This window comes from Citrobacter sp. CK202 (assembly GCF_030333225.1).
GTDB lineage: Bacteria > Pseudomonadota > Gammaproteobacteria > Enterobacterales > Enterobacteriaceae > Citrobacter_B > Citrobacter_B koseri.
Genome location: NZ_JAOWGI010000029.1, coordinates 204,494 through 221,512 on the forward strand (window position 1 = coordinate 204,494; position 17,019 = coordinate 221,512).

At 56.0% G+C, this 17,019-nt stretch carries 16 protein-coding genes, 1 pseudogene and 1 riboswitch; of the genes and pseudogenes, 7 read left to right on the plus strand and 10 right to left on the minus strand.

What is annotated here, in order from left to right; translation table 11 throughout:
* Nucleotides 1-3: 3 nt before the first annotated feature.
* From OGX84_RS20725 to ttdA, 5 genes are all read right to left on the minus strand, one after another.
* A complete protein-coding gene (locus OGX84_RS20725) occupies nt 4-306 on the minus strand; it encodes an urease subunit gamma (protein ID WP_042289336.1) in 303 nt (100 codons plus the stop codon).
* 10 nt (nt 307-316) lie between these two features.
* Nucleotides 317-1,174 carry an urease accessory protein UreD gene (locus tag OGX84_RS20730; RefSeq protein WP_197982138.1) on the minus strand — a complete coding sequence of 286 codons (858 nt, stop codon included), beginning with the start codon at nt 1,172-1,174 and terminating at the stop codon, nt 317-319.
* A gap of 89 nt (nt 1,175-1,263) precedes the next feature.
* The gene (locus tag OGX84_RS20735; RefSeq protein WP_286458343.1) at nt 1,264-2,727 is read right to left on the minus strand and encodes an anion permease; all 1,464 of its coding nucleotides are present in this window, start codon (nt 2,725-2,727) and stop codon (nt 1,264-1,266) included.
* Between the two features lie 48 nt (nt 2,728-2,775).
* The gene (gene ttdB, locus OGX84_RS20740; RefSeq protein WP_012135191.1) at nt 2,776-3,381 is read right to left on the minus strand and encodes a L(+)-tartrate dehydratase subunit beta; all 606 of its coding nucleotides are present in this window, start codon (nt 3,379-3,381) and stop codon (nt 2,776-2,778) included.
* Entirely contained in the window at nt 3,378-4,289 is a 912-nt protein-coding gene (gene ttdA, locus OGX84_RS20745; protein ID WP_375379925.1) for a L(+)-tartrate dehydratase subunit alpha, read from the minus strand. Before ttdA ends, ttdB begins: the two co-directional genes overlap by 4 nt.
* A gap of 210 nt (nt 4,290-4,499) precedes the next feature.
* On the opposite strand from ttdA, the gene ttdR reads away from it, so the two are divergent.
* Nucleotides 4,500-5,435 (plus strand): L-tartrate utilization transcriptional activator TtdR, encoded by a 936-nt coding sequence (ttdR, locus tag OGX84_RS20750; RefSeq protein WP_012135189.1) that lies wholly within the window; start codon nt 4,500-4,502, stop codon nt 5,433-5,435.
* Nucleotides 5,436-5,538: 103 nt separating this feature from the next.
* Here the strand turns inward: ttdR and plsY are convergent, their stop codons facing one another.
* Nucleotides 5,539-6,156, minus strand: coding sequence for a glycerol-3-phosphate 1-O-acyltransferase PlsY (plsY, locus tag OGX84_RS20755; RefSeq protein WP_012135188.1), 618 nt, complete (start codon nt 6,154-6,156; stop codon nt 5,539-5,541).
* A 106-nt stretch (nt 6,157-6,262) separates the two neighbouring features.
* On the opposite strand from plsY, the gene folB reads away from it, so the two are divergent.
* Nucleotides 6,263-6,631 (plus strand): bifunctional dihydroneopterin aldolase/7,8-dihydroneopterin epimerase, encoded by a 369-nt coding sequence (folB, locus tag OGX84_RS20760; RefSeq protein WP_012135187.1) that lies wholly within the window; start codon nt 6,263-6,265, stop codon nt 6,629-6,631.
* Between the two features lie 90 nt (nt 6,632-6,721).
* Complete coding sequence (gene bacA, locus OGX84_RS20765; protein WP_012135186.1) at nt 6,722-7,540, plus strand: undecaprenyl-diphosphate phosphatase; 819 nt, start codon at nt 6,722-6,724, stop codon at nt 7,538-7,540.
* A 180-nt stretch (nt 7,541-7,720) separates the two neighbouring features.
* Here the strand turns inward: bacA and OGX84_RS22880 are convergent.
* The 3 genes and pseudogenes from OGX84_RS22880 to OGX84_RS20775 form a co-directional block, all read right to left on the minus strand.
* A pseudogene (locus tag OGX84_RS22880) lies at nt 7,721-7,843 on the minus strand (hypothetical protein); the annotation flags it as partial.
* Nucleotides 7,839-9,080 (minus strand): multifunctional CCA addition/repair protein, encoded by a 1,242-nt coding sequence (locus tag OGX84_RS20770; protein ID WP_112001539.1) that lies wholly within the window; start codon nt 9,078-9,080, stop codon nt 7,839-7,841. The pseudogene OGX84_RS22880 and the gene OGX84_RS20770, both read right to left, overlap by 5 nt.
* Before the next feature lie 64 nt (nt 9,081-9,144).
* Nucleotides 9,145-9,765, minus strand: coding sequence for a TIGR04211 family SH3 domain-containing protein (locus OGX84_RS20775; RefSeq protein ID WP_012135182.1), 621 nt, complete (start codon nt 9,763-9,765; stop codon nt 9,145-9,147).
* 241 nt (nt 9,766-10,006) lie between these two features.
* Between OGX84_RS20775 and OGX84_RS20780 the strand changes: the two genes are divergently transcribed.
* The 4 genes from OGX84_RS20780 (at nt 10,007) to glgS (ending at nt 16,254) form a co-directional block, all read left to right on the plus strand.
* Nucleotides 10,007-11,308 carry a CYTH domain-containing protein gene (locus tag OGX84_RS20780; protein WP_286458344.1) on the plus strand — a complete coding sequence of 434 codons (1,302 nt, stop codon included), beginning with the start codon at nt 10,007-10,009 and terminating at the stop codon, nt 11,306-11,308.
* Nucleotides 11,309-11,536: 228 nt separating this feature from the next.
* The gene (glnE, locus tag OGX84_RS20785) at nt 11,537-14,377 is read left to right on the plus strand and encodes a bifunctional [glutamate--ammonia ligase]-adenylyl-L-tyrosine phosphorylase/[glutamate--ammonia-ligase] adenylyltransferase (RefSeq protein WP_198447681.1); all 2,841 of its coding nucleotides are present in this window, start codon (nt 11,537-11,539) and stop codon (nt 14,375-14,377) included.
* A 59-nt stretch (nt 14,378-14,436) separates the two neighbouring features.
* Nucleotides 14,437-15,870, plus strand: coding sequence for a bifunctional D-glycero-beta-D-manno-heptose-7-phosphate kinase/D-glycero-beta-D-manno-heptose 1-phosphate adenylyltransferase HldE (gene hldE / locus OGX84_RS20790; protein WP_012135177.1), 1,434 nt, complete (start codon nt 14,437-14,439; stop codon nt 15,868-15,870).
* Nucleotides 15,871-16,044: 174 nt separating this feature from the next.
* On the plus strand, nt 16,045-16,254 hold the full coding sequence (glgS, locus tag OGX84_RS20795; RefSeq protein ID WP_012135175.1) for a cell surface composition regulator GlgS: 210 nt from the start codon (nt 16,045-16,047) through the stop codon (nt 16,252-16,254).
* Between the two features lie 34 nt (nt 16,255-16,288).
* Here glgS and ubiK read toward each other — a convergent pair whose 3' ends face one another.
* Nucleotides 16,289-16,585: a ubiquinone biosynthesis accessory factor UbiK gene (gene ubiK, locus OGX84_RS20800; RefSeq protein ID WP_024130961.1), complete on the minus strand. Its 297-nt coding sequence runs from the start codon at nt 16,583-16,585 to the stop codon at nt 16,289-16,291.
* Between the two features lie 132 nt (nt 16,586-16,717).
* A riboswitch (FMN riboswitch) is annotated at nt 16,718-16,923 on the plus strand.
* The last annotated feature ends 96 nt before the right edge of the window (nt 16,924-17,019 follow it).

A 17,019-nucleotide genomic window follows, 5' to 3' on the forward strand; every position in this document is an offset into this window, starting at 1 on the left:
CCTTTATACGATCGGGTTATGAACGGTGACCAGTTTCGAGCCGTCTGGAAAGGTGGCTTCAACCTGAATATCCGGGATCATTTCCGGCACGCCCTCCATCACCTGATCGCGGGTCAACACATGGCGACCGTCTTCCATCAGTGACGCCACGCTTTTGCCGTCGCGGGCGCCTTCCATAATGAAAGCGCTGATCAGTGCCACCGATTCCGGGTAGTTCAGCTTCAGTCCGCGCGCCAGACGACGCTCCGCCACCAGCGCGGCGGTAAAGAGCAACAGCTTGTCTTTTTCTCTGGGAGTCAGTTCCATAGTGATTCTCTTATGTCTGCCAGATACGGGGCAGGAGTGGCGGTTTTTGGGTCAGTTGTGGTCGTAAGGATTGCCAGACGGCGCGCATAACGCGCTGGATAAGCAGGTTGTCGTGCCCGAGGAAGCGCAGGGCCAGCAGTGAATCAATCAGCGTCGCGCCAGCGTAGTCGCCGAGGGGGGCAATTTGCTCGCGTATGCCGTCCAGCATCTTTTCCGTGGCGGGATAACAGAGCAGCGTACCGCTCCAGGGATGTCTGGCGACGGTGTGCAGGTTTCCTCCCTCAAGATGCAGCCTTTCTATTAATAGAGGCGTACCGTCCCGCCATACTTCCAGGCGGTTGCGCAGTGTGCCGTGGCTGAAGGTCTCCTGCATCACCGGTCGCCCCAGACAGAGCAGATCCCAGGCCAGCAGCCGGCTCTCTTGCGCCAGATGAAAGACCGACTGGATGTTAGCGTTCGCGCCGGGAAAAAGGATCGTATCCTGCGGCAGCCACTCCAGCGTGGCCTGCGGGGCGAGATAAAAATCCTGCCGCAGCTGCGCCTGAGGGCCGCGACTGCGGTAAAACTTCCCTGCGCCAGGCTGGGTGATTAACGCATGGCTGTCTGTTGCAAGCGTGGCGGAAATCGTGAGTTCATCGCCCCCGACAATGCCGCCCGGCGGATGAAGCAAATAGAGGTGGCAAACGTCGTCTTCCGGGTAAAACGGACGCTGTACCGTCAGCGGGCCGACGTGTCGCGCCGAAGTGAGCACTGTTTTATGCGCGGCGCGGGTAAACCGCAGATCCAGTTCGGCCTGCCAGCCCCGTGTGAGAGTCTTGTGCGCAACGGTGTCCAGAGCGTTTCCCTTATCAGCGTGAGGGGAGTGCATACAAAAAAGTATGCCTCAGCGCATCGGGAAAACGGTCATACGAGAAGCTTATGGAAAAAAGAGGCGACGTCATGCCGCCCCAACGAGGTTTACAGCAAAACGAGAGGCATCCAGATAAGGCCGGTTATTACCAGCAGAACCAGGAAGATCAGGCCAAAAATAGCGCCCAGCCGCCAGTAATCCACCGTCGGCAGATAACCGCTACCGTAGTAGATGGGGCTTGGGCCGGTCGCATAGGGGGTGAGAATGCTGCCCAGACCAATGGCGGCGCCGACCATCAGGCAAAACACCGGTAGGGGGATGTCCGGCATCGCCAGCGCGGCGGCAATCATCATCGGCGCCAGTGCGGAGGTATAAGCGGTGGCGCTGGCAAAAAAGTAGCGTAACAGATAAAACACCACGATGAGCGCGACCATCACCATCATCGGCGAATAGCCGCTTAGCCCGTTTGCCAGCAGTTTGCCAAACCAGGTGATAAAGCCAGTATTGTTCAGTCCGGTGGCGAGCGTAATCAGCGAAGCCAGCCAGAAGAAAACGTTCCATGCCGCTTTATTGCTGACGATGTCATCCCAGGAGATGATGCGTAATACCAGCATCAATGCCACCACGCTGTAACCGACCATTGCGGCATCAATGTAATCGCCGCCGAAGATCCACAGCACCAGCGCGCCGACCATCAGCACCAGCATCTTTTTCTCGCGCGAGCAGAGCGGGCCCATCTCCTTTAGCTCAGCTTCCGCCCAGCGCGGCACCTGGTCGCCCGATTTCAGCACCGGCGGATACAGCACGTAGGCCAGCCACGGAACCAGCAAGACCAGCAGAATGCTTAGCGGCAGCATTCCTGAGAACCAGTCGCCCCAGCTTAGCGCCGTATGGGATGCGTTTTTCATCAGGCCAATCAGCAACAGGTTAGGCGCCATCGCCGTCAGGAAAATGGCGCTGGTAACGCAGTCGGCGGTGATGCCCATCCACATAATATACGAGCCAATGGAGCGGGAACTGGCGTCGTTAGGCTGCGAGTTATAGAGCGGCGGCAGGTTGCGGATAATCGGGTAGATGATCCCGGCGCCGCGCGCGGAGTTAGACGGCGTGACCGGGGCGAGAATCAGCTCGGAAAACATCACCGCATAGCCAAGAAACAGCGTGCGATGGCCCATCTTTTTTACCAGCATCAGCGCAATTCGCCGACCGAGACCGGTTTTTTCATAGCCGGTGCCAAACATAAAGGCGGCGAAAATCAGCCAGATAACCGAGTTAGAAAAACCAGACACCGCCCACGAGAGGGCTTTGGCGGTAAATTTGAAGCCTTCCTGCGCGAGCTGATCGGGGCTGAACAGCAGCCACGGCGACAGAACGGCAATGATCGAAATCCCGATCATCGCCACGACCGCGCCCGGTACAGGTTCCAGAATGAGTCCCACAATGACGCCGGTAAAGACCGCAAAATAGAGCCAGGTGTGGCTCTCAAGACCGGTGGGGACGGGCAAAACAGCAATAATGGCGATGACCACCAGTGGAGCCAGGTATCGCCACCAACCAGATAAAGGTGCCATTGTCGTATCCCTGAGAAAAGGGAGAGGCGTAGCGCCTCTCCTGAAGGGTTATTTGATGTAGTGCACGTACTCGCAGATCTCGTCAACGATGGGACCGCGACGCTCGGCGAACTGTTTTTTGTTGTCGGCGATCAGGTTGTTGCCGTGGGTATCGATAGAGACAATCAGCGGCCCGAACTCTTTCACCCGGCAAACCCACAGCGATTCCGGCATGCCGAGTTCCGTCCAGTGCACCTCTTCTATCTCTTCGACCTGGGTCGCCGCCAGCACCGCGCAGCCAGCCGGGAAGATGACGTGCAGCGCTTTGAATTTCTGGCAGCCTTCTTCGGTCAGCGGCCCCATCCCGCCTTTTCCGACCACCAGCTTCACGCCGGTCTGCTCAATGAACTCTTTTTCAAAGGCTTCCATACGCATGCTGGTGGTCGGGCCGACGGAGACCATCTCCCATTTATCACCATTTTTACGCACAATCGGCCCGGCGTGGAAAATCGCTTTGCCGTTGAGATCGTAAGGAATGGGGCGCTTGAGTTCGATCAGGCGGCGGTGACAAACGTCGCGACAGGTCACCAGCGTTCCGGTCAGGTAGATCACATCGCCAACGCGGATATCTTCCAGGTCTTCGGCTTTGATCGGGGTAGTGAGGATCTTTTTCATAACGCGCTCCGGGTGTGGGACAGGTTTTCGAAGGAGAGGTCAGAATGAACCAGCAGCGTACCGCGACGGTGCGCCCAGCAGCCGGTGGAGACGGCCACGCCAATGGTTGACGGATGACGGGCGGCGGATTCGATGTGTACGCCCATCACCGAGCTGTTGCCGGTCAGCCCTTGTGGACCGATTCCCAGGCGGTTTAGCCCTTCTTCCAGCCGCAGCTCAAGCTCTGCCGCCTTTGGATTCGGATGACGGGTGCCTATCGGGCGCAGAATCGCTTTGCGGGAAAGCACGGCGGCGGTTTCGACGGAGGTTGCGATGCCCACGCCGACCAGTACCGGCGGACAGGCATTGACCGCCAGCGTGGAGATGTTTTCAAAGACGAATTTCACCACGCCTTCGTAGCCTTCGGAAGGCATCAGCACTTTGGAACGCCCCGGCAGCGTGCAACCGCCGCCCGCCATATAAACTTCAATTTCCGCATCGTCGCCATCGGGAATAATCTCCCAGGTGACCCACGGCACGCCGCTGCCGGTGTTTTTGCCGGTATTCACTTCGTCGAAAATTTCGACCGCGTTATGGCGTAGCGGCGCTTTTACGGTGGCGTCTTCCACGGCCTGCTTAAGAATACTTTGCAGCTCGCCCAGCAGCGGGAAGCGGGAACCGGCCTTCACGAAGAACATAATTTCACCCGTGTCCTGGCAGGCCGGGCGGTTCAGGTCGATTGCTTTCTGCATGTTATCGAACATCGTGTGGTAGATAATGTTTCCCATCGATGAGGTTTCGGCATCACGCAGCTGTTTTAATTTATCGACGACGTCGTCGGGCATTCGGGTGGAGATCATGGCGGTAAAATTAGCGACAATATCCGTCAACGTAGTAACCGCATTTTGGTTATTTTGATTGCTCATCATATCAACTCCAGTTCTTTTATTAATCTGGAAATAAATTCTCTGGAGTAAACTACCACTAAAGGTGTGGTTTTATATTTTTTGTCACTGTGTATATACAATTAACAGTTCGTGAATCACACCACAGAAAGGTGATGAAAATTGAGCAAAGGCAGGGTTTAACGACGTTAAGAGATTTACACTGCGCGTATTAAAATCACGGATAACCGACAGATGCTGAACAACTATCCCTTAGCCAAAGACCTACAGGTTTTGGTTGAAATTGTCCACACGGGAAGCTTTAGCGCGGCAGCGGCGGCGCTGGGGCAAACGCCCGCGTTCGTGACGAAACGGATTCAGATTCTTGAGACAACCCTTGCCACCACGCTGCTGAACCGCTCGGCAAGAGGTGTTGCGCTGACGGAAAGCGGGCAACGCTGCTATGAACATGCGCTGAAGCTCCTCACGCACTATCAGCGGCTGGTGGATGAGGTGACGCAAATTAAAACGCGCCCGGAGGGAATGATTCGCATTGGCTGTAGTTTTGGTTTTGGCCGCAGTTATATTGCACCTGCCATTACCGACCTGATGCGCAATTATCCTGAATTACAGGTCCACTTTGAACTCTTCGATCGGCAAATTGATTTGGTACAGGATAATATCGATCTGGATATTCGGATTAACGATGAAATTCCTGATTATTATATTGCGCATTTGTTAACAAAGAATAAAAGAATATTATGCGCGTCTCCCGCATATCTCCAGAAATATCCTGAGCCGAAAACCTTACAAGAATTAAGCGGTCATGATTGTCTGGTGACAAAAGAACGTGATATGACCCACGGCATATGGGAACTGGGGAACGGGCAAGAGAAAAAATCAGTGAAAGTAACCGGACACCTCTCTTCCAATAGCGGTGAAATTGTTTTGCAGTGGGCGCTGGAGGGCAAAGGGATCATGCTGCGTTCAGAGTGGGATGTGCAGCCGTTTCTGGCGAGCGGTAAACTGGTGAGGGTATTGCCGGAGTATGCGCAGAGCGCCAATATCTGGGCGGTCTATCAGGAACCGCTGTACCGCAGCGTAAAGTTACGGGTATGTGTGGAGTTTCTGGCGGCATGGTGCCAGAAGCGACTCGGCAAGCCAGACGAGGGATATCAGGTGGCGTGGTGAACCAATCTGTAGGCCGGATAAGACGCTTTGCGTCGCCATCCGGCGATGCGTATGTGCCTGATGGCGGCTTCGCCTTACCTGGCCTACGGCGTGGTGTAAAAAGCTACTGCGGATCTTTCTCGCGCTTCTTCTTGAGTTTCGTCCAGATCTTCGTCTCCTGACGACGCCACAGGCGCTGGATGTTGTCATGGTGGCGCAGCAAAATCAGGCAAGACAGCATAGAGACCGGGAAGGTGAACTGGGGTTTAAACCACCACACGTAGAATGGCGCAATCAGCGCGCTGACGATCGCGCCCAATGACGAGTAACCGCTCAGTAAGACGGTCAGCAGCCAGGTACCCGCCATCACGCCAGTTAAGTCCCAGCCGATGGGCGCGATCGCGCCGAATGCGGTCGCGACGCCTTTTCCGCCTTTGAAGCCAAAAAAGACCGGCCAGATGTGCCCCAGACAGGCGGCGATGGCAATCAGGCCCAACCAGAAAGGGGTTACACCTAATGCATAAGCGCCCCAGACCGGCAGCATGCCTTTGAGGACGTCGAAAATCAGTACCGCTACGGCTGCTCCCTTGCCCCCTATGCGTAACACATTGGTCGCGCCAGGGTTACCGGAGCCACTCTGACGCGGGTCGGGTAAACCTGCAATGCGGCAGACCAGAATGGCACTGGAAATTGAGCCGCAGAGGTACGCGAAGAGGATCATTCCAGGCGCGATTGCACTCATAAGCTGTTCCGTTTTGAAAATGTCGTGTTAAACGCTACTTCTGTGGATAATACGCATATTTCGCCGGAAGTGGTATCCGGGTTAGCCAAAAAGCAGGCAGGTCGTGATGGATATTGTATTTATAGAGCAACTTTCGGTAATCACCACTATCGGTGTTTACGACTGGGAGCAAACTATCGAACAGAAACTGGTGTTCGATATCGAAATGGCGTGGGACAACCGTAAGTCAGCCAGAAGCGACGACGTTGCGGATTGTCTGAGCTACGCCGACATTGCCGATACGGTAGTCAGCCATGTGGAGGGCGGCCGTTTTGCGTTAGTCGAACGCGTAGCGGAAGAGGTGGCGGATCTGCTGCTCAGCCGCTTTAACTCTCCGTGGGTGCGCATCAAGCTCAGCAAGCCCGGCGCCGTAGCGCGTGCGGCGAATGTTGGCGTTATCATTGAGCGTGGCAATAATCTGAAAGAAAATAATTAACTTCATAGTTTTTAAACCAAACGGCGATATATGGGTCTTAAAGCTGGAGTCATAACTGCTGTTCGTTTTTTTTGATTTAGGGGTTTATTGATGAGCGATATACACTCGCTGCTGGTGGCGGCAATTTTGGGTGTGGTCGAAGGATTGACGGAGTTTTTGCCCGTCTCCAGCACGGGCCATATGATCATTGTCGGTCACCTGTTGGGTTTTGAAGGCGATACGGCAGAGACGTTTGAGGTGGTAATTCAGCTGGGATCGATCCTGGCGGTGGTGGTGATGTTCTGGCGGCGTTTGTTCGGCCTGATCGGCATTCACTTTGGCAAACAACCGCATGAAGGCACCGGAAAAGGACGGCTGACGTTAGGGCATATTGTGCTGGGGATGATCCCGGCCGTGGTGCTGGGCCTGGTGTTCCATGACACCATTAAGTCTTTGTTTAATCCCGTCAACGTGATGTATGCGCTGGTCGTGGGCGGTCTGCTGCTGATTGCCGCGGAATGCCTGAAGCCGAAAGAGCCGCGCGCGCCGGGCCTGGACGATATGACGTATCGTCAGGCGTTTATGATTGGCTGCTTCCAGTGTCTGGCGCTGTGGCCGGGCTTTTCCCGTTCCGGCGCGACCATTTCCGGTGGGATGTTGATGGGGGTGAGCCGCTATGCCGCATCGGAATTCTCATTCCTGCTGGCCGTTCCGATGATGATGGGCGCGACGGCGTTGGATCTCTACAAGAGCTGGTCGTTCCTGACGGTGGAAGATATCCCCATGTTCGCCGTGGGATTTGTGACTGCGTTCATTGTGGCGCTGATCGCCATCAAAACCTTCCTGCAATTGATTAAGCGCATCTCGTTCATTCCGTTTGCGATTTACCGCTTTATCGTGGCTGCTGCGGTCTACGTTGTTTTCTTCTGATAACGCTTGATGCCGGATGGCGGCGTTTACGCCTTATCCGGCCTACGGTTCGATTTTGTTGCCGGATGGCGGCGTAAATGCCTTATCCGGCCTGCGGTTCGATTTTGTTGCCGGATGGCGGCGCAAATGCCTTATCCGGCCTACGGTTCGATTTTGTTGCCGGATGGTGGCGTAAATGCCTTATCCGGCTTGCGGTTCGATTTTGTTGCCGGATGGCGGCGTAAATGCCTTATCCGGCTTGCGGTTCGATTTTGTAGGCCGGATAAGCGGAGCGCCATCCGGCAACAAAACGGTGAGCTTACGCCTCGGGTTTCGGGCAACGCCGTTCCTTCCAGTTCGCCACCGCTGCAATTCGCCGTCTGGTGAGTTCTTCGCGGATCTCCGCGCCTTTAAAGCCTGCCTCCAGCACCTCTTTTGTCGGCACCGCCTGTGCGACCTGCCACGCTTCGCGCAGCCAGCGGCCTTGCGGATAGTCAGACGCCTCAAAACCGGTACGACCGCGCACGTCGGCCTCGCTGGTCAGGGCGATTTGCTCTACGCGCTGCGGCTTACGCCAGGCGTCAATCGAATCGAACAGCTCCACGATCGTTTTCGGCTGCAAAATCGGGAAGGTATGGATGAGATCGTGGAATTCCGCCACCAGTTTGGCTAAATCCCGAATCTCATTCGGCACACGCAGACGCTGGCATAACTGCTCGACCAGCTTTACGCCTGCCGGGCCGTGACCATGATGGCGCGGCCAGAGCGCTTTGGGCGTCAACCCTTTTCCAAGGTCGTGACAGAGCGTGGCGAAACGCACATCAACGTTCGGGCTGAGCATGGCGGCCATTGATAACGTCATCAATGTGTGGATGCCGGTATCGATTTCCGGGTGCCACTTTGCCGGAGCCGGAACGCCAAACAGCGCGTCCACTTCCGGGAACAGAACGCGTAGCGCGCCGCAGTCGCGCAGCACCTGAAAGAAAACCTGCGGATTGCGCGTGGTTAAGGCGTTCTCGGTCTCCTTCCATACGCGCTCCGGCGTGAGGTGTTCCAGTTCGCCTGCGGCGGTCATGTCGCGCATCAAGGCCAGGGTTTCATCAGCGATGCGGAAACTGAGATGCGCGTAGCGGGCGGCAAAACGCGCCACGCGCAACACGCGCAGCGGATCTTCGCTAAAGGCGGGGGAAACATGGCGCAGCAGGCGATTGTCCAGATCGCGACGCCCCTGATAGGGATCGACGATATGGCCGTCGTCATCCTGCGCGAGGGCATTAATGGTGAGGTCGCGACGTTGCAGGTCTTCTTCCAGCGTCACGTCCGGCGCGGCATAGCAGGTAAAGCCGGTATAGCCTGAACCGGATTTACGCTCGGTGCGCGCCAGCGCATACTCTTCACGTGTTTGCGGATGAAGAAACACGGGAAAATCGCGGCCTACCTGCTGGTAGCCCGCGTCAAGCATCTCCTGCGGCGTGGCGCCAACCACCACCCAATCTTTATCTTTGACCGGTAGCCCTAACAACGCATCCCGAACAGCACCACCGACCAGATAAATCTTCACGCCACTTTCCCTTCCTGAAAAAAATCATCCCTTAATCATATGTCAGTGCGGCAGAGAAGGCGATTTAGTTCATCCAGCGGTCCTTGCGTTTACGGCTTGGGATCATGTGCGGGAGAACCAGGCCGAGCAACAGGCCGAGCCCCAGCACGCCGCCGCCATACATAAACCACTGCATAATGATGGTGCGCTGCTTGTCATCAAGTTGCAGATTGGCGGCGCTGACTTTCTTCTGCGCCACGATCAGCTCGTTTTTCAGCTTCTGGTTTTCTTCTTTCAACCCGTTAATCACGCTGTCGCTCTGCGACACTTTTTGCTGCATGTCGGCCGTGCGCTGATTCCAGGTGGTATCAATATTGTTCAGCTTGTCGGTCAGCGTCTTAACCTGATTTTCCAGATCCGGTACGCGGATACGCAGGCTGGGCGAGCTGTTCAGCTCTTTCATCGGGATCCAGGCAGTACGACCTGTACTGTCTTTCACCTGAGCGTAATTCGTGTTGGCGTCAGTCTGTAATAATGTCACTTCCTCGCCGGCATTCACCGTACCCACGAGGCGATAATTATCTCCCGGACCGCTGCGGACCCAGGTATTCAGTTCGTCAGAGACATAGCGCTTCTCTTCTGCGTGGGAGACGGCAGTGGCGCTAAGTGCAAGTAAAGTTAATCCAATCAGGCGTAATTTTGGCATCAGGCTGTCGTTTTTGTCATAAAAAGTGGAACGATAGTAGTGGCATCAGTGTCTCTACGCAAAGCATTCGACATCAATCGGAATCATCTGTGTCATCTTTGCCACTGTTTTAAACTTTTACGCCCGTCAAATTGCTCGTTGCATGGCAATTTGGCGCAAAATACTATCTACTGACAAAAAAGAACGCGTTAAGTTCGCCGTCATTCTTCCCATATGTGACATAACCCATAAGTACAAGGCAATGGCTCAGGAAATCGAATTAAAGTTTATCGTTAATCACGACGCTGTAGACGCGTTGCGTGACCATCTGCAAACACTCGGCGGCGAGCACCATGCGCCCAGCCAGTTACAGAACATTTACTACGAAACGCCGGACAAGTGGTTGCGTGGCCATGATATGGGTCTGCGCATCCGTGGCGAGAATGGTCGTTATGAAATGACCATGAAAATCGCCGGTCGGGTTACGGGGGGCCTGCATCAACGGCCGGAATACAATGTTGCGCTGAGCGAGCCGACGTTGGATCTCGCACAGCTCCCGCAGGAGGTCTGGCCGAACGGCGAGCTGCCTGCGGATCTCGCTTCACGCGTGCAGCCGCTGTTCAGCACCGATTTTTACCGTGAGAAATGGCTGGTGGACGTTGACGGCAGCCGTATTGAAATCGCGCTCGATCTTGGCGAAGTGAAGGCCGGAGAATGTGCCGAGCCAATTTGCGAGCTGGAGCTGGAACTGTTAAGCGGCGAGACCCGTGCGGTGTTGAAACTGGCAAACCAACTGGTGTCGCAAGCGGGTCTGCGTCAGGGCAGCCTGAGCAAGGCCGCACGGGGATATCATCTGGCGCAGGGGAATGCTCCGCGTGGGATCAGACCTACTGCGGTGCTGAAAGCGCCAGCCAAAGCCAGCATTGAGCAGGGGCTGGAAGCGGCGCTGGAGCTGGCATTGTCGCAATGGCAGTACCATGAAGAGCTGTGGGTGCGTGGAAATGACGCCGCCAAAGCGGATGTACTGGCGGCGATGGGGCTGGTTCGCCATGCGCTGATGCTGTTTGGCGGTATTGTACCGCGTAAAGCAAGCGCTCACTTACGCGATTTGCTGACGCAGTCGGAAGCGACCCTTGTCTCTGAGGTTTCAGCCATCACGGCTATCTATAGCACGCAAACGGCGATGGCTAAACTGGCGCTGACCGAATGGCTGGTCACCAAAGCCTGGCAACCGTTCCTCGACGCCAAAGCGCAGGCGAAAATGGCCGATTCTTTCAAACGCTTTGCCGATATTCACCTGTCGCGCCACGCGGCGGAGCTGAAAGCGACTTTCGGGCAGCCGTTGGGCGATCGGTATCGCGATCAGCTTCCGCGCCTGACCCGCGATATCGACAGTATTTTGCTGCTGGCAGGTTATTACGACGCGAATGCGGTACAGGCCTGGCTGGAGAACTGGCAGGGCCTGCGCCACGCGATTGTGACAGGGCAGCGCATTGAAATTGAACACTTCCGCAATGAGGCGATCTTTCAGGAACCGTTCTGGCTGCATAGCGGAAAACGATAACCAGTAACGCCTGATGGCGATGCTGCGCATCTTATCAGGCCTACGGCGCACAGGTTTTGTAGGCCGGATAAGACGTTACGCCGCCATCCGGCAATGTCAGCGCCAGATGGCGATGCTGCGCATCTTATCAGGCCTACGACGCACAGGTTTTGTAGGCCGGATAAGGCGTTACGCCGCCATCCGGCAACACTCATCGGGATTAGTTAGCCATCTGAGGACACACCTTAAATGAAGCCGCTTTCTTCACCGTTACAGCAGCACTGGCAGACCGTGGTTGAGCGGTTACCAGAAATTCTGGCTGAAGCCACGCTTAGCGTTCAGGCGAAGTCAGTACTTACATTTAGTGACTTTGTGCAGGACAGCGTGATTGCGCATCCCGAGTGGCTGACTGAGCTGGAAAGCGCGCCGCCGCAGGCCGATGAGTGGCGGCATTATGCCGCGTGGTTACAGGATGCGTTGGCGCAGGTGACTGATGAAGCGGCGCTGATGCGTGAGCTTCGCATATTCCGTCGCCGCATCATGGTACGTATCGCCTGGGCGCAGGCGCTGTCGCTGGTGGAAGAAGAAAACATTCTGCAACAGCTAAGCCATCTGGCGGAAACGTTGATCGTCGCCGCGCGCGACTGGTTGTATGACGCCTGCTGTCGCGAATGGGGGACGCCCTGCAACCATGATGGCGTACCTCAACCGTTGCTGATTCTGGGGATGGGAAAACTGGGCGGCGGCGAGCTGAATTTCTCCTCGGATATCGATCTGATCTTCGCCTGGCCGGAGCACGGTTCCACCCGGGGCGGTCGGCGCGAGCTGGATAACGCGCAGTTCTTTACCCGCATGGGGCAGCGTTTGATCAAAGTGCTGGACCAGCCGACGATGGACGGCTTTGTGTACCGGGTGGATATGCGTCTGCGCCCGTTTGGCGACAGTGGCCCGCTGGTGCTGAGTTTTGCCGCGCTGGAAGATTATTACCAGGAACAAGGGCGCGACTGGGAGCGTTATGCGATGGTCAAAGCGCGCATTATGGGCGCTGCCGACAGTGCGTATGTCGATGAACTGCGCGCCATGTTGCGACCTTTCGTGTTCCGCCGCTATATCGATTTCAGCGTGATCCAGTCCCTGCGTAATATGAAAGGGATGATTGCCCGTGAAGTGCGCCGTCGCGGTCTGAAAGACAATATTAAGCTTGGCGCCGGCGGTATTCGTGAAATTGAGTTTATCGTGCAGGTGTTCCAGTTGATTCGCGGCGGACGGGAACCCTCGCTGCAATCGCGCTCGTTGCTGCCGACGCTGAGCGCGATTGATGCGCTGCACCTGTTGCCAGAAAATGACGCCGGACAGTTACGCGCGGCCTATCTCTTCCTGCGCCGTCTGGAAAACCTGCTGCAAAGCATCAATGATGAGCAGACCCAGACGCTGCCGGGCGATGAACTGAACCGGGCGCGCCTGGCCTGGGGAATGCGCACGGATGACTGGTCGCAGCTCACCGACATTCTGGCGGCGCACATGGCTAACGTGCGTCGGGTATTTAACGAACTGATTGGCGATGACGAAACCGATACTCAGGAAGATACGCTGTCGGAACACTGGCGCGAACTGTGGCAGGATGCGCTACAGGAAGATGATACCACGCCGGTGCTGGCGCATCTGTCCGACGACGATCGCGGACGCGTGCTGGCGTTAATTGCCGACTTCCGTAAAGAGCTGGATAAGCGCACCATTGGCCCGCGCGGGCGGCAGGTGCTCGACCATCTGATGCCGCATCTGCTTAGCGACGTGTGCTCGCGCGAAGATGCCTCTGTGCCGCTGTCGCGTATTACGCCGCTGCTGGTGGGGATCGTTACGCGTACCACCTACCTTGAATTACTGAGTGAATTTCCCGGCGCGCTGAAGCACCTGATTTCGCTGTGCGCCGCTTCGCCGATGGTGGCGAGCCAGCTGGCGCGTTATCCGCTGTTGCTCGATGAACTACTGGACCCGAATACGCTGTATCAGCCAACGGCGACCGACGCTTATCGCGATGAGTTACGCCAGTATTTGCTGCGTGTGCCGGAAGATGACGAAGAGCAGCAACTGGAAGCGCTGCGCCAGTTTAAACAAACGCAACTGTTGCGCATTGCGGCGGCGGATATCGCCGGTACGCTACCGGTGATGAAGGTCAGCGATCACCTGACCTGGCTGGCGGAGGCCATTATCGACGCCGTTGTCCAGCAGGCGTGGGGGCAAATGGTGGCGCGCTATGGGCAGCCGACGCACCTTGCTGAGCGCACCGGACGCGGGTTTGCGGTGGTGGGTTATGGCAAGCTGGGCGGCTGGGAGCTGGGCTACAGTTCCGATCTTGATCTGATCTTTTTGCACGATTGCCCAATGGACGTGATGACCGACGGCGAGCGTGAAATCGACGGCCGCCAGTTCTACTTACGCCTGGCGCAGCGCATTATGCACTTGTTCAGCACCCGCACCTCTTCCGGTATCTTGTATGAAGTGGACGCGCGGCTGCGCCCGTCCGGCGCGGCGGGAATGCTGGTCACGTCGGCGGAAGCCTTTGCCGATTATCAGAAAAACGAAGCCTGGACATGGGAGCATCAGGCGCTGGTGCGCGCCCGTGTGGTTTATGGCGACCCGCAACTGACCTCGCAGTTTGACGCAGTGCGTCGCGATATCATGACCCTCGCCCGCGAAGGCAAAACGTTGCAGACCGAGGTGCGCGAAATGCGTGAGAAAATGCGCGCGCATCTGGGCAACAAGCATCGCGATCGTTTTGATATCAAAGCCGACGAAGGCGGGATCACCGATATTGAATTTATTACCCAATATCTGGTGCTGCGCTATGCGCATGAAAAGCCGAAGCTGACGCGCTGGTCCGATAACGTGCGCATTCTGGAACTGCTGGCGCAAAACGACATTATGGATGAACAGGAAGCGCAGACGCTGACGCTGGCCTATACCACGCTGCGCGATGAGCTTCATCACCTTGCGCTACAGGAGCTTCCGGGGCATGTGGCGCAAGAGTGCTTCAGCAAGGAACGCGCGCTGGTGCGGGCAAGCTGGCAGAAGTGGCTGGTTGCCGGGTGAAGTGTGCTATTATCGCGCGCAAATTTTAAGACCCTCAGAGAATCTCTCAGGAGACAGGAATGAAAGTAACGCTGCCAGAGTTTGAACGTGCAGGAGTCATGGTTGTTGGTGATGTGATGCTGGATCGCTACTGGTACGGGCCGACCAGCCGTATTTCCCCCGAAGCGCCGGTGCCCGTTGTCAAAGTGGACACCATTGAAGAACGTCCGGGCGGCGCGGCGAACGTGGCGATGAACATCGCTTCTCTGGGCGCAAACTCGCGTCTTGTGGGTCTGACCGGTATTGACGATGCGGCGCGCGCGCTGAGCAAAACGCTGGCGGATGTGAACGTAAAATGCGACTTCGTTTCTGTGCCTACGCATCCGACGATTACCAAACTGCGTGTACTTTCCCGTAACCAGCAGCTGATTCGCCTGGATTTTGAAGAAGGCTTTGAAGGCGTCGATCCGCTGCCATTGCACGAGCGTATTAACCAGGCGCTGGGCTCAATTGGCGCGCTGGTGTTGTCTGATTACGCCAAAGGCGCGTTGGCCAGCGTTCAGCAGATGATTCAGCTTGCGCGTAAAGCGGGCGTCCCGGTACTGATCGACCCGAAAGGCACCGATTTCGAACGTTATCGCGGCGCCACGCTGTTGACGCCGAACCTGTCTGAGTTCGAAGCGGTGGCGGGTAAATGTAAAAGTGAAGAAGAGATTGTCGAACGCGGTATGAAGCTGATTGCCGATTTCGAATTTTCTGCGCTGCTGGTGACCCGTTCCGAGCAGGGAATGACGCTGCTGCAACCGGGTAAAGCGCCGCTGCATATGCCGACCCAGGCGCAGGAAGTGTATGACGTTACCGGTGCCGGGGATACGGTGATCGGCGTACTGGCGGCCACATTAGCGGCGGGGAACTCCCTGGAAGAGGCCTGCTATTTCGCGAACGCGGCAGCAGGCGTTGTCGTCGGTAAACTGGGAACATCAACCGTTTCGCCAATCGAACTGGAAAATGCGGTGCGCGGTCGTGCGGACACCGGCTTCGGCGTGATGACGGAAGCCGAGCTGAAACAGGCCGTGGCCAGCGCGCGTAAACGCGGCGAGAAAGTGGTCATGACCAACGGCGTTTTTGACATTCTGCATGCCGGACATGTGTCTTACCTGGCGAACGCCCGCAAGCTGGGCGATCGCCTGATCGTCGCGGTGAACAGCGATGCCTCCACCAAACGTCTGAAAGGCGAAACTCGCCCTGTGAATCCGCTGGAACAGCGAATGATCGTGCTGGGTGCGCTGGAGTCCGTTGACTGGGTGGTTTCTTTCGACGAGGACACCCCGCAGCGGCTGATTGCTGGCGTGCTGCCGGATCTGCTGGTGAAAGGCGGTGACTATAAGCCAGAAGAGATTGCCGGTAGCGAAGAAGTCTGGGCCAACGGCGGCGAAGTGCTGGTGCTTAACTTCGAAGACGGTTGTTCGACCACCAATATCATCAAGAAAATCCAGAAAGACAGCGATAAATAACCGCTGAACAGACGGCCCGATACGCACAGCGCCATCGGGCATCTGGCTTGTTCCCAAAGTGTGATGTCAGGCAACTGATATGCGCACTTTTTGCACAACCGTTCAACACATATAAGAGAATACTGAAATTAGAAAAAGCATATGGCCTTAACAGATATTTGATAACTGGAGGGTATGCTGATGAACGACAAGAACGTATATTCGTTAAACAATTTTGATTTTCTGGCGCGCAGTTTCGCCAGGATGCAGGCTGAGGGCCATCCTGTTGATATCCAGGCCGTTACCGGAAATATGGATGAGGCGCACCGCAGCTGGTTTTGCAAACGCTATGCGCTTTACTGCCAACAGGCGACACAGGCTAAGAAGTTAGAACTCGAACACTGAAAATATCAACGGGCCTTACGGCCCGTTGTGGTTTTTACTCTTGCGGATCGACAGGCGGGATGGCGGGCGCAGGTTTAACATCTACAGGTTTCTCACGCGCTTCCAGCTCGCTGAGGCGTTGCTCCAGCAGCGCCAGCTTTTCGCGGGTGCGCAGTAAGACCTGAGTCTGCACGTCAAACTCTTCACGGCTCACCAGATCGAGACGCGTCAGCTGCGATTGCAGCGTCTGACGGATTTTCTTCTCGATATCTTCCCCGAACTCCCGAACCCCTTTCGGCATCGACTCGTGAACCTGACGAGCGAGTTGCTCAATTTTTTTCGGGTCAATCATTGTGGTTTCCCTGAACTGGTAAGTGTCAGAACACATTGTAGTGCGATATGCAGGCGTCATAAACCAGAATTGTGTGTCGCTTAGCGGAGTAAAGGCGTTGATGAAGGTAATCAATAGCGTTATAGTTAACTCGCTTATTCTCAGGGCGGGGCGAAATTCCCCACCGGCGGTAAATCAGCGTATGGCCAAAAGATTTCGCGTTGCGGCAATGCAGCAGCGGCGTGAAAGATGAAGGACAGGTTGAAAGCCCGCGAGCGCTTCAGGTGCAAATCTGAAGGTCAGCAGATCCGGTGTAATTCCGGGGCCGACGGTTAAAGTCCGGATGGGAGAGAGTAACGATCCAGTCGGGCATGGGCCCGCTCACGTTATTTTTTTGCCGCTTGTCGGTACTCCTAAGACTGCCCTGATTCTGGTAACCATAATTTTAATGAGGT

What these genes read in the sequence shown, in the direction of transcription:
- ubiK (WP_024130961.1), bottom strand. Translation starts at nt 16,585, where the DNA reads ATGATTGACCCGAAAAAAATTGAGCAACTCGCTCGTCAGGTTCACGAG.
- OGX84_RS20775 (WP_012135182.1), bottom strand. Translation starts at nt 9,765, where the DNA reads ATGCCAAAATTACGCCTGATTGGATTAACTTTACTTGCACTTAGCGCC.
- OGX84_RS20730 (WP_197982138.1), bottom strand. Translation starts at nt 1,174, where the DNA reads ATGCACTCCCCTCACGCTGATAAGGGAAACGCTCTGGACACCGTTGCG.
- glgS (WP_012135175.1), top strand. Translation starts at nt 16,045, where the DNA reads ATGCTGATGAACGACAAGAACGTATATTCGTTAAACAATTTTGATTTT.
- OGX84_RS20735 (WP_286458343.1), bottom strand. Translation starts at nt 2,727, where the DNA reads ATGGCACCTTTATCTGGTTGGTGGCGATACCTGGCTCCACTGGTGGTC.
- plsY (WP_012135188.1), bottom strand. Translation starts at nt 6,156, where the DNA reads ATGAGTGCAATCGCGCCTGGAATGATCCTCTTCGCGTACCTCTGCGGC.
- ttdA (WP_375379925.1), bottom strand. Translation starts at nt 4,289, where the DNA reads ATGATGAGCAATCAAAATAACCAAAATGCGGTTACTACGTTGACGGAT.
- bacA (WP_012135186.1), top strand. Translation starts at nt 6,722, where the DNA reads ATGAGCGATATACACTCGCTGCTGGTGGCGGCAATTTTGGGTGTGGTC.
- OGX84_RS20725 (WP_042289336.1), bottom strand. Translation starts at nt 306, where the DNA reads ATGGAACTGACTCCCAGAGAAAAAGACAAGCTGTTGCTCTTTACCGCC.
- glnE (WP_198447681.1), top strand. Translation starts at nt 11,537, where the DNA reads ATGAAGCCGCTTTCTTCACCGTTACAGCAGCACTGGCAGACCGTGGTT.
- ttdR (WP_012135189.1), top strand. Translation starts at nt 4,500, where the DNA reads ATGCTGAACAACTATCCCTTAGCCAAAGACCTACAGGTTTTGGTTGAA.
- folB (WP_012135187.1), top strand. Translation starts at nt 6,263, where the DNA reads ATGGATATTGTATTTATAGAGCAACTTTCGGTAATCACCACTATCGGT.
- OGX84_RS20780 (WP_286458344.1), top strand. Translation starts at nt 10,007, where the DNA reads ATGGCTCAGGAAATCGAATTAAAGTTTATCGTTAATCACGACGCTGTA.
- hldE (WP_012135177.1), top strand. Translation starts at nt 14,437, where the DNA reads ATGAAAGTAACGCTGCCAGAGTTTGAACGTGCAGGAGTCATGGTTGTT.
- ttdB (WP_012135191.1), bottom strand. Translation starts at nt 3,381, where the DNA reads ATGAAAAAGATCCTCACTACCCCGATCAAAGCCGAAGACCTGGAAGAT.